Raw genomic sequence first — 14,368 nt, 5'->3', positions numbered from 1 at the left:
AGTCTGGTTTTTCAGCGACCTGAACCGAAGTCGCATCAGGATTTGGTTCGGCGTTCCGGCGCGCGGGTGAAACGCCACGGCGCACGGCGCGCGTCGCCTTTCACTCCGGCCAGCGTGGCAACGCCGCCGGACCGCAGCGCTGCCAGCCAGCGCAACAGACTCGGCCCACGCGGGGCAGCGCTGCCGAACCCGGCGAGAATGCGCTCCAGAACGCGCAAGGCAAGGACGGGCGGCAAATCCGACGCAGGGTTCCACGTGAAACCCTCTTCGTGCAGATCGACATCTTGCCAAAGCTGGCTGACAGCCCATTCGAGAGCTTCGTCGGCTTCCGCCAGATGGTGCGCGGTGGCGGCAAAGGCGCTGGCATCAAAGGCGTCGGATGACGTCAAGGCGGCACGAATGCGCACACGCTCATAAGTGGTGTCGCTGTTTGAAGGGTCTTGCGCTGCTTGCAGTCCCGCCTCCTTCACCAGAGTAGCGAGGTCGGTGCGCCGCCAATTCAGCAGCGGGCGCAGCAAAGGAAGGGCGGGCGCTCCCGGCACAACCGCGCGCGGGCGCATCCCGGCAAGGCCCCGCAGGCCGACCTTGCGATTGAGGCGCATGACCATCGTTTCGGCCTGATCATCGGCATGGTGCGCCGTCACCAGCGCTCCGAGCCCCTGTTCGATGCACCACTGCGCCAGCGCTGCATAACGCGCGGCGCGGGCGCGTTCCTGCACCGCGCTGCCTTTGGTAAGCGCCAGAGTCAGCGTGTGATGGGGAATGCCGCGCTCGGTACAGATCGCCGCAACAAAGGCCGCTTCTTGCGCGGCTTCGGGGCGCAATCCATGATCGACGGTGGCAACCGCAAAGTTGCGCGGCGCAACTTCGTGGAACAGTAGCAGCAGGGCAAGACTGTCTGGCCCGCCGGACACGGCAAGGCCTATTTTTCCATAGGGGGCTACCGCCCGCCACTGCGCGGCAAAGCGCGCCGCAGCGGCGGTCAGGCTATTCCCGATACCGTCACTTGCACTTCACCGAAGCGCGGGCAGCATCGTACTGGCTTTTAAGGCGGCCCGCGATCTCGGTAGGATAGCTGGCGGCCATTTCGGCAAAGGCGCCACAGGCCTTCTCCGTATCCTTGAGCTTGACCATCGCGGTGCCCAGCATGAGCAGACTGTCAGGCGCGCGCGCGCCCTTCTTGTCGGCCAGATAGTTCTGCAGGAAGAACTGCGCTGCAGTGCCGGGCTTGCCATCGTCCATCCAGGCGCGGCCGAGCAGATTGCGGCCATAGCTGATCATGCTGTGCTTGGGATAGCGATCGACATAGATCTGCAACTGCTGCTGCGCTTCGGGATAGAACTTGGCTTCCCACAGGCGGAAGCCATAGTTGTATTCGTCCAGCCCGGCATCACCCGTGGCGGGCTTTTCGATAGCCTGCACCGCTGCAACTCGCGAAGCTGCCGGTGTGGCGGGCTTGGCCGGTGTCGTCACCGTGGGATTGGGCGTGGAGGGCACCGCGGTAGCGGGCTTGGGCGTAGTGGCAACCGGTGCGACGGTGACAGGCGCGACGCTGGGCGTTTCGGTTGCTGGGGCAGCCGCAGCTTCCAGCCTTGCGAGGCGCTCTTCCAGCTTGGCCGTGCGGTTCTGGCTTTCCTCGACCTGTGCGGTCAGCCGCGTCATCTGCGCTTCCATCGCGTCGATCCGGGCAAGAATATCGGTCACGGCAGAGGCGGCAGGTGTGCCGGTGGGGGTAGTCACGGTCTGCCCGGCAGTGATTTCGGGGACGAAGGTCTTGCCCGCACCTTCAGGGAAAACCTTGCGCTGGATCGCGCGGACTTCCGCCTCGATCCGGCGCAGACGCACTTCGGCATCGGCCTGCGTGGTCGTCTGCGCGAACACCGGTGTGGCGATTGGGGTTGCCATGCCCAGAAGAAGCGCGGTGAGCGGCAACGCGCCGCGAAGATTCAAAGTCATCGTTATTCCCGTTTCGCGGGCGCGCACGATCCCTGCGCGCGCCTTTTGACCGTTAACCGTTCGGTATCAATGCCTCAGAGCGTGCCCCAAGTCGAGATGCGGTCAGCGCAATCCGGTGGATGCGGGCGGATTGTCGGCGGTGGGCACGGTTGCCGCAGCGGGCTGAACTTCGGCCACGGGGGCCGCTGTTGCAACAGGCGCGCGATTGCGAGCCACAGAGCCGCTAAACTGCCGACGCGGCGTTGCATTCGCAGTGGTCGCTGGTGTTAATGCCGCAGCGGGCTGCGTCGTGCCCGTCGGCGCCGGGATTGGGTTGGGGGCATTGCGGCCCAGCAGCGCGGCGGCGCTGACGGGTACGTCCTTCACAATCCCTTCGCGTTCGGCAATGCGCGGCACTGGCTGACCCCCGATGGTGATGTTCAGCGCATCGGGGCGTCCGGTCCAAAGTCGCGGGTTTTGCGCGGTTTCGGGCACGGTGAAGCTTTCGCCCATCGCCAGTTGCTTTTGCAGGATCTGCTGGCCCTGCCCGTCATAGAACTTCACCCAGATCGCGTCTTCCGTTGCGGTGAACACCACCGGCCCGGACGGCGCGGCGCTGGGCAGCGGCACGACTGCGACCTGTCCCGAAGCACCTGCTGCGGGGGCCGGCTCTTCCGCGCCAACCAGCGACGGCAGATCGGTCGAAGGCACGTAATAGCTGCGCCAGAACACCAACCCGGCCAGCGCAATCGCCACGGCAAGACCCAGCGCCAACCATGTGGTTAACTTCGTTGGCGTTTTGGCAGGATCGCCCACTTCGAACTGGTTGATCACCCGTGGCTGCGGAGGCGGGGCTTGCGTATCAAGCTCTGCGCGAATGCCATCGGTGACGACCTTTTCGTCAAGCCCCACCGCCCGGGCATAGCTTTTGGCAAAGCCGAGCGCATAGGGGCGGCCCGGAAGCGCGGCATAATCGCCGCTTTCCAGCGCTTCGAGATGGCGCGAGGTAACCCGTGTGCGCTGTGAAAGCTGCTTGAGATCAAGGCCTGCCGCTTCACGCGCGGCACGCAGCGTTTGCCCCACTGCGGGGCGTCGCGGCTCACCTGCGGGGAATGGTGCATCGGTCGAATTGGTAATGGCCTGCAGACCGCCGGCTTCGGTCAAAACGCGACTCCCGTCATTTTCATTTCGTGCTTGGCAACCGTTTGCCGAAGGTTCGCTGCAATGCGGTGAAAGTCAACGATGTAAAGCGGGGAATGGCCCTAAACGGCGATGAAATGCCCTCTGGCCCGCGTCAATCGCATTCGATCCCGCGCTCGACCGCCCAACTGGCCAGCGTGGTGCGCAGGCTTGTGGTTGGTTCGGCCAGCCAAGTGTTCATCGCGGCGCGGATTTCCTGAATGTCCACCTTGCGCACCAGTTCCTTGACCGGGCCGACTGCTGCGGGCGTGATCGACAGGCGCGTGATGCCCAGCCCCAGCAGCGCCAGCGCTTCAAGCCTGCGCCCGCCCATTTCCCCGCACACGGTCACATCGGTGCCGAACGGGCTGACCGTGCTGACGACGCGGCGCAGAAACCGCAGGATGGCGGGCGACAGCCAGTCATAGCGTTCGGCCAGCTTCGGATTGGCGCGGTCTGCGGCGAAAAGGAACTGCGTCAAGTCGTTGGTGCCGATTGACAGGAACGAAAGCTTGGGCGCCAGAATATCGAGGCATTCGGCCAGCGCCGGAACCTCAAGCATCGCGCCATAGCGGATGGCTTCCGGCAGCACTTTCTTGCGCTGGCGCAGAAAGGCGAGCTGGCTGTCGAACACGGCCTTGGCGGCATCGAATTCCCAAGGTTCGGTCACCATCGGGAACATCACGTTGAGCGTGCGCCCCCCGGCAGCTTCCAGCAGCGCGCGCGCCTGCACCTTCAGCAAGCCGTCGCGTTCCAGCGCCACGCGCAGCGCGCGCCAGCCCATCGCCGGGTTTTCTTCCGCTTCACCATCGTTGTGGCGCAGATAGGGCAGCACCTTGTCTCCGCCGATATCGACAGTGCGGAACACCACCGGTTTATCACCAGCCGCATCCAGCACATCGCGATAGAGCCGTGTCTGCCGTTCGCGCGACGGCAGGGTGGCTGAAACAAGGAACTGGAATTCGGTCCGGAACAGCCCGATGCCATCTGCGCCAGTCAGGTTCAGCATCGGCGTATCGTCGCGTAGGCCCGCATTCATCAGCACGGTCACGCGGGTGCCGTCGCGCGTGAAGGGTTCTACATCGCGCATTGTAGCGTAATGCGCCTGCCGTTCGCGGTTGCGGGCAAAGCGCGCTTCGAACGCTTCGATAAACGTCGGCGCAGGCCGCACATCGACCACGCCTTGATCGCCGTCGAGCAGCAGGTGATCGCCTTCGCGCACCTTGCCGCGCAGCGCGCGCATCCGGCCCAGCACTGGGATACCCATCGCGCGCGCCACGATCACCACGTGTGCGGTAAGTGACCCTTCTTCAAGGATCACGCCCTTCAACCGTCGCCGGTCATACTCCAGCAGTTCAGCAGGGCCCAGATTGCGCGCGATCAGGATCGCATCGCCTTTCAGACCCATCGTTGCTGCCGTGCCAAGCTGGCCCGATACGATGCGCAGAAGCCGGTTCGACAGATCTTCCAGATCGTGCATCCGATCCGCCAGTAGCGGATCGTCGATCTGGCGCATCCGCATCCGTGTGCGCTGCTGCACCCGTTCGATCGCAGCTTCCGCCGTCAGCCCGGAATCGATGGCTTCGTTGATGCGGCGCGACCAGCCTTCGTCATATGCGAACATGCGGTAGGTTTCGAGAACCTCTTCATGTTCCCCGCCCATGCCGAACTCGGCCTGACTCGCCATGCGGTCAATCTGTTCGCGCATCTTGTCGAAAGCGAGGTACACGCGCTGTCGCTCGGCCTCGGTATCCTCGGCCACGACATGTTCGATGGTAACGCGGGGCTGGTGAAACACCGCTATGCCGCTGGCCAGACCCTTGACCAGCGTGAGGCCGGTCAGCCGGTCCGGACCTGTCAGATGCGCCGGCACGCCGAGCGTTTCCTCGTCGTCGATCAGTTCGGCATTGGCGATGAGTTCGGACAGGACCATTGCCACGGTCTGCAGCGCCTCGATCTCAACCTCTTCATAGCGGCGCGGCTCGACATGCTGCACGGCGACCACGCCCACCGCCCGTTCGCGCCGCACGATGGGGACGCCCGCAAAGGAGTGGAACTTTTCCTCCCCCGTTTCCGGTCGGAAAGCGAAGTCAGGGTGCGCGGCGGCTTCGGCAAGGTTCAGCGTTTCGACATTGCCCGCAATCGTGCCGACCAGACCTTCGCCCACGGCAAGCCGCGTGACGTGGACCGCCGCCTGATTGAGGCCGCGCGTGGCGAAGAGTTCCAGCATCCCTTCGCGCAGGAGGTAGATAGAGCAAACCTCTGAATCGAGGTTTTCACCAATGACTTCGACGATCTGGTTCAGCTTGGCCTGCGCGCCTGCACGCGACGCCATGACCTCGTGCAGCGAGGTCAGGATCTGGCGGGCGGCGGTTACGGCGCTGAGCATGGGCATGGGATTAGCCTAATGCGCGCGCTTTGGAAATGTCGCGCGAAATCCGATGTCGAAGCGAATGTTGTGCGGATTCGTATTTGTTGCAGGCTCAGCCGACCGCCAGCACGATCTTTCCGATATGCGCGCCTTGCTCCATTCGCGTGTGCGCCGCTGCGGCTTGCGCCAGCGGAAAGCTCTGATCCATGATTGGACGCAGTTCACCCGTCGCTGCCAGCGGCCACACCGTCTCGCGGATTTCCGATGCCAGCGCTGCCTTGAACGCTTTCGAGCGCGGGCGCAGCGTTGATCCGGTCATGGTCAGGCGGCGGCGCATGACTTCGGCCATGTTGATCTCAGCCCGCACACCGCCCTGCACGGCGATGGTCACATGCCGCCCGTCATCGGCAAGGCACTTGATATTTCGCGCCACATAATCGCCCGCCACCATGTCGAGCACCATATCCACGCCCCGGCCATCGGTCAGGCGCTTTACCTCTTCGACGAAATCCACCGCCTTGTAATCGATGGCTTGGGCAGCGCCGATTTCTATTGCCTGCGCGCACTTATCAGCGCCGCCGCAGGTTACGATCACCGTGACGTCGAACAGCTTGCCCAGCAAAATCGCCATCGAACCGATGCCGCTGGTCCCGCCGTGCACAAGGATCGTCTCCCCCGGCGCAGCCATGCCGCGTTCGAACACATTGTGCCAAACGGTGAACAGCGTTTCGGGGATCGCCGCAGCCTCTGCCAGCGAAAGACCTGTGGGCACCTGCAGGCACTGCGCGGCTTCCGCGATGCAATATTGCGCATAGCCGCCCCCTGCCACCAATGCGCAGACCGGCGTGCCGATGAACGGCCATGTCACACCTTCGCCCATCGCGACCACTTGCCCCGAAACTTCCAGGCCGGGCAAAGGCGAGGCATCGGCGGGTGGCGGATAGAACCCTTGCCGCTGGATCACGTCGGGCCGGTTGACCCCGGCAAACGCCACCTTGATCAGAACCTGGCCCGCTCCCGGCTGTGGCACTGCCACTGTTTCCGGGCGAAGCACTTCCGGCCCACCGGGCGCGTCCCATCCGATTGCCGTCATCGTTGCCGGAACGCCGGTCATCAAGAAGCCCCTGTTGTCTTCGAATACCAATTAGCGCTTGGGTTAGCCACGCAGGGCGTTGACAGCAAGGCATTGCAGTGCACAAAGTGGCCCGCAATGGATTTGGATGAGCGCCCTCGCCCGAAAGGGGATCTGGCCAGCCAGCTGGCTACCGAAGTGCTCGACCCCTATTCGCATGACGAGTTGAACGAGCGCATTCGACAGCTCGAACTCGAAATTGTCCGGACCGTCGCCCATCGGGACAAGGCCAGTGCCCATCGCGCTGCGGCAGAGGCGCTATTCGGCAAGCCCCCGCCATCAGGTGGCGCGGGATGAATTGCAACGCCCTTCCCTTTGCCGAAGGGCGTTCCCATATCGCTCGATATACGGGGGCCATTCGGCCATCTGTTTTCACCCTCACACATGGTTTAGCCGTGGTTAATAACGTGTGTGCACTCTCCTTGTCGGAGAACCCACCGGCGTAAGCCAGAAAGTAGCCAAAACATGCCCAGTTTTGCCCAGAGTCTCGAAAAAACGCTGCACACCGCGCTCGCTAATGCGTCAGAGCGCAGCCATGAATACGCGACTCTAGAGCACCTTCTGCTGGCCCTCATCGACGATGCGGACGCGGCGCAGGTCATGCAGGCCTGCGGTGTGGACCTTGGCGATCTGGGCGATGTGGTGCGCCAGTACCTCGATCAGGAATACCAATCGCTGAAAACGCAGGAAAAGGCCGATCCCCAGCCGACCGCCGGGTTCCAGCGGGTGATCCAGCGCGCCATCCTTCACGTGCAGTCCTCGGGCAAGGACACCGTGACCGGGGCGAACGTGCTGGTCGCACTGTTTTCCGAACGCGATAGCTACGCTGTCTATTTCCTGCAGCAGCAGGACATGAGCCGCCTGGATGCGGTCAGCTTCATCAGCCACGGCATTGGCAAGGGCGGTCGTCAGGTCGAGGGCCGCAATCCCAAGGGGTCTGAGGAAGAAGCGCCCAAGCAGCAGGAAGAAAAGGCCGACGCCAAGGGCCAGAAGAAGGAAACCGCGCTCGACCAGTTCACCGTCAATCTCAATGAGAAGGCACTGAACGGCAAGGTCGATCCGCTGATCGGGCGTGGCCCCGAAGTGGACCGCACGATCCAGATCCTATGCCGTCGCAGCAAGAACAACCCGCTCTATGTGGGCGATCCGGGCGTGGGCAAGACGGCCATCGCCGAAGGTCTTGCGCGCAAGATCGTTGAAGGCGAAGTGCCCGAAGTGCTTGCCGAAGCGGTGATCTACTCACTCGACATGGGCAGCCTGCTGGCGGGCACGCGCTATCGCGGCGATTTCGAGGAACGCCTCAAGCAGGTCGTCTCCGAACTCGAAAAGATGCCACACGCGGTGCTGTTCATCGACGAAATCCACACCGTGATCGGTGCCGGGGCTACCAGCGGCGGCGCGATGGATGCGTCGAACCTGCTGAAGCCCGCGCTTTCGGGCGGCACGATCCGTTGCATCGGGTCGACCACCTACAAGGAGTTCCGCAACCATTTCGAAAAGGACCGCGCCCTGCTGCGCCGGTTCCAGAAGATCGATGTGAACGAGCCGACGATCGAGGATACGGTCAAGATCCTGCGTGGCCTGCGCACCGCGTTCGAGGAACACCACAAGGTCAAGTACACGCCCGACGCGATCAAGACCGCGGTTGAGCTTTCAGCGCGCTACATCAATGACCGCAAACTGCCCGACAAGGCGATCGACGTGATCGACGAAGTGGGCGCGATGCAGATGCTGGTGCCGCCCTCGAAGCGCAAGAAGACCATCACCGCGCGCGAGATCGAACAGGTCATCGCCACGATGGCGCGCATCCCGCCCAAATCGGTGTCGAGCGACGACAAGAAGGTTCTGGAACACCTTGAGCGTGATCTGAAGCGGCTCGTTTTCGGACAGGACAAGGCCATCGAAGTGTTGTCTTCGGCCATGAAGCTTAGCCGTGCAGGCCTGCGCGATCCTGACAAGCCTATCGGCTCGTTCCTGTTCTCCGGCCCCACCGGTGTCGGCAAGACCGAAGTCGCGCGCAGCCTTGCCCAGATCATGGGTATCCCGCTGCAGCGCTTCGACATGTCCGAATACATGGAGCGGCACTCGGTCAGTCGTCTTATCGGTGCGCCTCCGGGCTATGTCGGATTCGATCAGGGCGGTCTGCTAACCGATGCGATCGACCAGCAGCCGCACTGTGTCCTGCTGCTCGACGAGATCGAGAAGGCCCACCCTGACCTGTTCAATATCCTGCTGCAGGTGATGGACAACGGGCGGTTGACCGATCACCACGGCAAGACGGTCGATTTCCGCAATGTGGTCCTGATCATGACCACCAATGCCGGCGCATCCGACATGGCGCGTCAGGGCATCGGCTTTGGCGATGTGTCGAAGGCCGACGCGGGCGATGAAGCGGTGAAGAAGCTGTTCACGCCGGAATTCCGCAACCGTCTCGATGCCATCGTGCCGTTCAGCTATCTGCCGCCCGAAGTCGTCAGCCGCGTGGTCGACAAGTTCGTGCTGCAGCTCGAACTGCAACTGGCCGATCAGAACGTCCACATCCAGTTCGATGCCGATGCGCGAAGCTGGCTGGCGAAGAAGGGCTATGACAAGCTCTATGGTGCCCGTCCGATGGCCCGCCTGATTCAGGAGAAGGTCAAGAAGCCGCTGGCCGAAGAACTGTTGTTCGGCAAACTCGCCAATGGGGGCGAAGTCCACGTCAGCCTGAAGGAAGACGCACTTTCCTTCGAACTGACGCCGGCCGCGCCAAAGCTGGTCAAGAGCAAGGCGAAGAAGGGCAAGGCCGCCTCGCAGCCGAGCACCGACGAAGCCGAATAAGCTCCACCGCGAATGCCAAGGATCAAGGCCTGCCCCTGAACGGGTGGGCCTTTTTCTTGGACGAAAGTTGCGCCGCGCAACTTCACGGTATCAAGGGCACTGGAACCGCGCACGGCATCCGGCCATTGTCACGGCGATGGCTGCGCCCTTTTCATGGCTGAAACCCGAACCATACGGCCTCCATGTCGTGCCTGCCGACGCATGGGTAGATCCTGCGCGCCCTGTTGACACAGCGCTCGTCACCCACGGCCATGCAGATCACGCACGGGGCGGCCACAGACTCACTGTCGCCACGCCGGAAACGCTTGCCATCATGGCGCTGCGCTATGGCGTGCTTGAAACAGGCAGCACGTCCGTCGCCTATGGTGAGACAGTAATCCTGAAAGGCGGCGTCCGCGCCACCTACGTCCCCGCCGGCCACGTTCTCGGTTCGGCCCAGATTCTGCTGGAACATGCAGGCGAACGGGTGATCGTGACGGGGGATTACAAACGCCGCGCCGATCCCACTTGCCCACCGTTCGAAGTCACCCCTTGCGATGTATTCGTTACCGAGGCGACGTTTGGCTTGCCCGTTTTCCGCCATCCGCCGATTGCCGAAGAGATGGCCAAGCTCCTCACCGCTCGCCAGAACGACCAAGGCCGTTGCGTCCTCGTCGGCGCATACGCCTTGGGCAAGGCACAGCGTGTGATCGCCGAACTGCGTGCGGCGGGCTTTACCGACACGATCCGGCTCCACGGCGCGATGGAGCGGATGTGCCGTCTCTATGAAGACCACGGCGTAGACTTGGGCGATCTGCAACCCGTGGCGGGCGTGCCCAAGGCTGCGCTGGCGAACAGCATCGTCATCTGCCCGCCCGCCGCGCTCAATGACCGCTGGAGCCGCCGCCTGCCCGATCCCATCACGGCGATGGCATCCGGCTGGATGCGCGTGCGCCAACGTGCCCGCCAGCGCGGCGTCGAACTGCCGCTGATCATCTCCGACCATGCGGACTGGGACGAACTGACCCAGACCATCACGCAGGTAAATCCCACCGAAACATGGGTCACTCACGGGCGTGAGGAAGCGCTCCTGCGCTGGTGCGAACTCACCCAGCGCAAGGCCCGCGCGCTGGCGCTCGTCGGCTATGAGGATGAGGACGACTGATGGAGCGCTTCGCCGCCCTGCTCGACGCGCTCGTCCTCACCCCATCGCGCAACGCCAAGCTGGCACTGCTGGCAGCCTACCTGCGCGAAACCCCCGACCCGGACCGGGGCTGGGCGCTGGCAGCGCTAACCGATGGGCTGGATTTCCCCGCCGTAAAGGCCAGCCTGATCCGCAGCCTGATGGCCGAGCGCGTCGATCCGGTGCTGTGGACGCTGAGCCGCGATTACGTGGGCGATACCGCCGAAACCGCCAGCCTGCTCTGGCCCGAGCCGCTGGGGGAGCGGCTACCCGCGCCCACCGTGGCTGAAGTCGTTGAAACCCTCCACGCCACCACCCGCACTACCGCGCCCGCCGTTCTGGCGGACCTACTTGACCGTCTTGACGTCAACGGGCGCTATGCTTTGCTGAAGCTTGCGACCGGCGCGATGCGCATCGGCATCTCTGCGCGGCTCGCCAAGGTCGCTTTCGCGCAGGCCTTCAGCGTCAATGTCGAGGACGTGGAGGAATACTGGCACGGCCAGTCCCCGCCCTACACGCCGCTGTTCGATTGGGCCGCAAATGGCGCGCCCCCGCCCCGCACCGATCTGCTCCCGCTGTTCCGCCCATTCATGCTCGCCCACCCGCTTGAGGCCGAAAGCCTCGACCTGTCCGAATACGCAGCGGAATGGAAATGGGACGGCATCCGCGTCCAGATCGTCCATGTAGCAGGTGAAACCCGCGTTTATTCCCGCAGTGGCGACGACATTTCCACCACGTTTCCCGAAGTGACCGCTGCCCTCACCACCCCCTGCGTGCTCGATGGCGAACTTCTGGTGCGCGGCGCACACCAAGGCGGCGAAACCGGCGGCGCGGCCAGCTTCAACGCGCTGCAACAGCGCCTTGGCCGCAAGACCGTATCCAAGGCGATGCTCACCGACTCTCCCGCCTTTGTCCGCCTTTACGATCTGCTGATCGAGGACAAGGAAGACTTGCGCGAATGGGCGTGGGAGCAGCGCCGCGCCCGATTGGAAGCGCTCGTCCCGCGTCTTGACGCCACCCGTTTCGACATATCGCAAGTCATCCCCGCCAAGGATTTCGATGACCTGGCCGAAATCCGCAGCCGTGCACGCGATGAGGCGATCGAAGGCGTCATGCTCAAACGCCGCGATTCCCCCTATGTCGCAGGCCGTCGCACCGGGCTTTGGTACAAATGGAAGCGCGATCCGCTGCTGATCGATTGCGTGCTGATGTATGCGCAGCGCGGATCGGGCAAGCGCTCGTCGTTCTATTCCGATTTCACTTTCGGCTGCTGGAACGGCGATCCTGATTCCGGGGCGGAACTGCTTCCCGTCGGCAAGGCCTATTTCGGCTTCACCGACGAGGAGCTGAAATTCCTCGACCGTCACGTCCGCCAGCACACCGTAGGCAAATTCGGCCCGGTGCGCGAAACCGACAAATCGCTGGTCTTCGAAGTCGCCTTCGATTCAGTCCACGCCAGCAAGCGCCACAAATCGGGCGTCGCCATGCGCTTCCCCCGCATCAGCCGTATCCGTACCGACAAGCCTGCGCATGAAGCGGACCGGCTCGAAACGCTGAAGGCGATGATCGCGGATTGATCGTGCGGAACCGCGTTCATCCGCCCCCGTTGTGCGATAAATAACGGGGAGAGAACGATAATGTCCAATATACTGCTCGCCGCGCCCGCCGTGGTTCTGGGAAAACTGGCTTGGGTTTCCTTGCGCACGGGAGGCGACTGGACGCGCTATCGCCAGTGGGATGCAGCCGCTACCAACCTTGCCATTGGTGCCGCGCTGGGCGGAATCGCTGCTCGCCTCGCGGCAAAGGCGCTGCCTGCAAAAACTTGATTGGCATCAATGTCGTTCGCCCTGCCATGCGGCACAGCCAAGGCTCCCGAATCCCAGCCGGAGCAAAACCGTGGCCACCGAAGCCGATGTACAGACGCCGTATCACCGCATCGGCGGAGCAGATTCGCTGCGCCGCATCACCGATCGTTTCTATGATCTGATGGACACGGACTCGGCCTACAAACCCTTGCGCGATATGCACGCCGCCGACCTTTCGCCGATGCGTGAATCGCTGCCGGGGTTTCTGGCCGGCTGGTGCGGCGGCCCGCGCCACTGGTTCGATGCCAACCCCGGCAAGTGCATGATGTCGATGCACAAACCCTTTCCCATCACGCGCGAAACCGCCGGGCAATGGGCCGATTGCATGACCCGCGCGATTGCCGATGCTGCGCCCGAAGATCGCGAGATCGCTGACGCCATGACCGAAGTTCTCGCCCGCATGGCCAAGGGCATGGCGCGAGACTGAAACCCGCATTAGGCTGCCGGGCATGATCCAGTACGATCGCCCACGCCGCCTGTTCGCCATCGCGCTTGCTGCGATGGCCGGTTTCATCGACGCGGTCGGGTTTCTTTCGGCGGACGGCTATTTCGTCTCGTTCATGTCGGGCAATTCCACGCGGCTCGGCGTCTCGCTCGGCACCGATCCTGCCCGCGCCGCCATGCCAGCCATATTGATCGCAGGCTTTCTTGGCGGTGTAACTGTCGGCGCGTTGCTGTCGCGCTGCGCTGGCACCCTGCGCAAACCGGTCGTGCTGGCCTTCGTGGCCGTGATGCTGGTCATGGCGGCAACGGGCCGAATGCTGGGCCTGCCCGCAGTGATGCTCGGCGGCATGGTCATGGCGATGGGCGCGCTCAACAACACCTTCCAACGCGGCGGTGAGGTGAGCGTGGGACTGACCTATATGACTGGCGCACTGGTCAAGCTCGGACAGGGTCTTGCTAACGCCTTGGCAGGCCAGCCCAACAGTGGATGGACATCATGGGCGAGCCTGTGGGGCGGCTTGCTAACAGGCGCGGTGCTGGGCGCGTTCCTGCAGGATCGCCTGCCGATGGGTTGCTTGTGGCTGGCAGCCGCCTATTGCACAGCGATGGTCGCGATTGCCGTCAAACTTCCAGCGGAATCCTGAACAGCTTCTCGCGCGAAGTTGCGCCGCGCAACATTTCGACCTTTGAGGGGGCCACCCCCAACGCCTGCGCCAGCAACGCCAGCACCGCCGCAGTGGCCTTGCCATCCTCCGGCTTGGCGCGGACTTTCACCAGCACCTTGCCGTCAACGATCTCCACGCCTTCGCTGCGCGCGCCGGGCGTTACCCGCACCGCCAGCCGGCCTTCGCCATCGGCCAGCGCACGCAGCGCATCGGCGGCGGGAAGTTCAGCCTTCGGACGCGCCAAGCACCGCCGCCTTGTGCGCATGGCCGTTGTGGACGTAATGCCGCACGCCGCGCTGCATATCGACCAGCGCGGCATCGGTCAGATCACGCATATAGGCCGCCGGGCGTCCGCCCCAAAGCTGGCGCGCGCCAATGCGCTTGCCCGGTGTCAACATTGCGCCCGCGGCCAGCATTCCATCGCTTTCGATCACGCAGCCGTTCATCACGATGGCGCCAAGCCCCACGAAGCCGCGATCATCGATGGTGCAGCCGTGGATCATCGCCATGTGGCCGACCAGCACATCTTCTCCGATGATCGTGGGGAAACCGGCGGGGTGCCTTTCGTCAGGACTGTCGCAATGGATCACCGTGCCGTCCTGAATGTTTGATCGCGCACCGATGCGGATATGGTTCACATCCCCGCGCAGCACGCAGTTGTACCAGATGGAGGCATCCGGGCCGATTTCCACATCGCCTATGATCCGGCAACCGGGCGCGATGAACGCGGATTCGTCGATACGCGGCGTCTTGCCGTTCAGCGTGATGATCGAAACGTCGGGGAAATGCTGCATCCTC

14 protein-coding genes are annotated in these 14,368 nt (G+C 63.5%); 7 read left to right on the top strand and 7 right to left on the bottom strand.

Annotated elements, in window-relative coordinates:
• Nucleotides 1-35 precede the first annotated feature (35 nt).
• The 5 genes from tilS to HGI47_RS01860 all read right to left on the bottom strand — a co-directional run bounded on the left by tilS (nucleotide 36) and on the right by HGI47_RS01860 (nucleotide 6,599).
• Nucleotides 36-914, bottom strand: a complete 879-nt coding sequence (tilS, locus tag HGI47_RS01880) for a tRNA lysidine(34) synthetase TilS (RefSeq protein ID WP_370521593.1) — start codon at nucleotides 912-914, stop codon at nucleotides 36-38.
• Between the two features lie 88 nt (nucleotides 915-1,002).
• Nucleotides 1,003-1,956 (bottom strand): tol-pal system YbgF family protein, encoded by a 954-nt coding sequence (locus tag HGI47_RS01875; RefSeq protein ID WP_168851062.1) that lies wholly within the window; start codon nucleotides 1,954-1,956, stop codon nucleotides 1,003-1,005.
• Between the two features lie 102 nt (nucleotides 1,957-2,058).
• Nucleotides 2,059-3,099 (bottom strand): helix-turn-helix domain-containing protein, encoded by a 1,041-nt coding sequence (locus HGI47_RS01870; RefSeq protein ID WP_168851061.1) that lies wholly within the window; start codon nucleotides 3,097-3,099, stop codon nucleotides 2,059-2,061.
• Between the two features lie 130 nt (nucleotides 3,100-3,229).
• Nucleotides 3,230-5,509 carry a phosphoenolpyruvate--protein phosphotransferase gene (ptsP, locus tag HGI47_RS01865; protein ID WP_168851060.1) on the bottom strand — a complete coding sequence of 760 codons (2,280 nt, stop codon included), beginning with the start codon at nucleotides 5,507-5,509 and terminating at the stop codon, nucleotides 3,230-3,232.
• An 88-nt stretch (nucleotides 5,510-5,597) separates the two neighbouring features.
• A complete protein-coding gene (locus tag HGI47_RS01860) occupies nucleotides 5,598-6,599 on the bottom strand; it encodes an NAD(P)H-quinone oxidoreductase (RefSeq protein ID WP_168851059.1) in 1,002 nt (333 codons plus the stop codon).
• Between the two features lie 96 nt (nucleotides 6,600-6,695).
• Between HGI47_RS01860 and HGI47_RS01855 the strand changes: the two genes are divergently transcribed.
• The 7 genes from HGI47_RS01855 (at nucleotide 6,696) to HGI47_RS01825 (ending at nucleotide 13,549) form a co-directional block, all read left to right on the top strand.
• A complete protein-coding gene (locus tag HGI47_RS01855) occupies nucleotides 6,696-6,914 on the top strand; it encodes a DUF1192 family protein (protein ID WP_168851058.1) in 219 nt (72 codons plus the stop codon).
• 168 nt (nucleotides 6,915-7,082) lie between these two features.
• The gene (gene clpA, locus HGI47_RS01850; RefSeq protein ID WP_168851057.1) at nucleotides 7,083-9,434 is read left to right on the top strand and encodes an ATP-dependent Clp protease ATP-binding subunit ClpA; all 2,352 of its coding nucleotides are present in this window, start codon (nucleotides 7,083-7,085) and stop codon (nucleotides 9,432-9,434) included.
• A gap of 136 nt (nucleotides 9,435-9,570) precedes the next feature.
• Nucleotides 9,571-10,578 carry a ligase-associated DNA damage response exonuclease gene (locus HGI47_RS01845; RefSeq protein ID WP_168851056.1) on the top strand — a complete coding sequence of 336 codons (1,008 nt, stop codon included), beginning with the start codon at nucleotides 9,571-9,573 and terminating at the stop codon, nucleotides 10,576-10,578.
• Nucleotides 10,578-12,173: a cisplatin damage response ATP-dependent DNA ligase gene (locus tag HGI47_RS01840; RefSeq protein WP_168851055.1), complete on the top strand. Its 1,596-nt coding sequence runs from the start codon at nucleotides 10,578-10,580 to the stop codon at nucleotides 12,171-12,173. The genes HGI47_RS01845 and HGI47_RS01840 overlap by 1 nt, the downstream gene beginning before the upstream one ends.
• A gap of 60 nt (nucleotides 12,174-12,233) precedes the next feature.
• Entirely contained in the window at nucleotides 12,234-12,422 is a 189-nt protein-coding gene (locus HGI47_RS01835) for a hypothetical protein (RefSeq protein WP_168851054.1), read from the top strand.
• A 70-nt stretch (nucleotides 12,423-12,492) separates the two neighbouring features.
• A complete protein-coding gene (locus tag HGI47_RS22510) occupies nucleotides 12,493-12,888 on the top strand; it encodes a group II truncated hemoglobin (RefSeq protein WP_370521592.1) in 396 nt (131 codons plus the stop codon).
• Nucleotides 12,889-12,910: 22 nt separating this feature from the next.
• Nucleotides 12,911-13,549, top strand: coding sequence for a YoaK family protein (locus HGI47_RS01825; RefSeq protein ID WP_168851052.1), 639 nt, complete (start codon nucleotides 12,911-12,913; stop codon nucleotides 13,547-13,549).
• Here the strand turns inward: HGI47_RS01825 and HGI47_RS01820 are convergent.
• Entirely contained in the window at nucleotides 13,527-13,814 is a 288-nt protein-coding gene (locus tag HGI47_RS01820; RefSeq protein ID WP_168851051.1) for a DUF167 family protein, read from the bottom strand. The genes HGI47_RS01825 and HGI47_RS01820 overlap by 23 nt on opposite strands.
• The gene (locus tag HGI47_RS01815; RefSeq protein ID WP_168851050.1) at nucleotides 13,795-14,364 is read right to left on the bottom strand and encodes a gamma carbonic anhydrase family protein; all 570 of its coding nucleotides are present in this window, start codon (nucleotides 14,362-14,364) and stop codon (nucleotides 13,795-13,797) included. The genes HGI47_RS01820 and HGI47_RS01815 overlap by 20 nt, the downstream gene beginning before the upstream one ends.
• Nucleotides 14,365-14,368 lie beyond the last annotated feature (4 nt).

Source organism: Novosphingobium sp. ERN07 (genome assembly GCF_012641335.1).
GTDB lineage: Bacteria > Pseudomonadota > Alphaproteobacteria > Sphingomonadales > Sphingomonadaceae > Novosphingobium.
The sequence above is the reverse complement of the archived record's forward strand: the minus strand, read 5'-3'. Positions and strand labels throughout refer to the sequence as shown.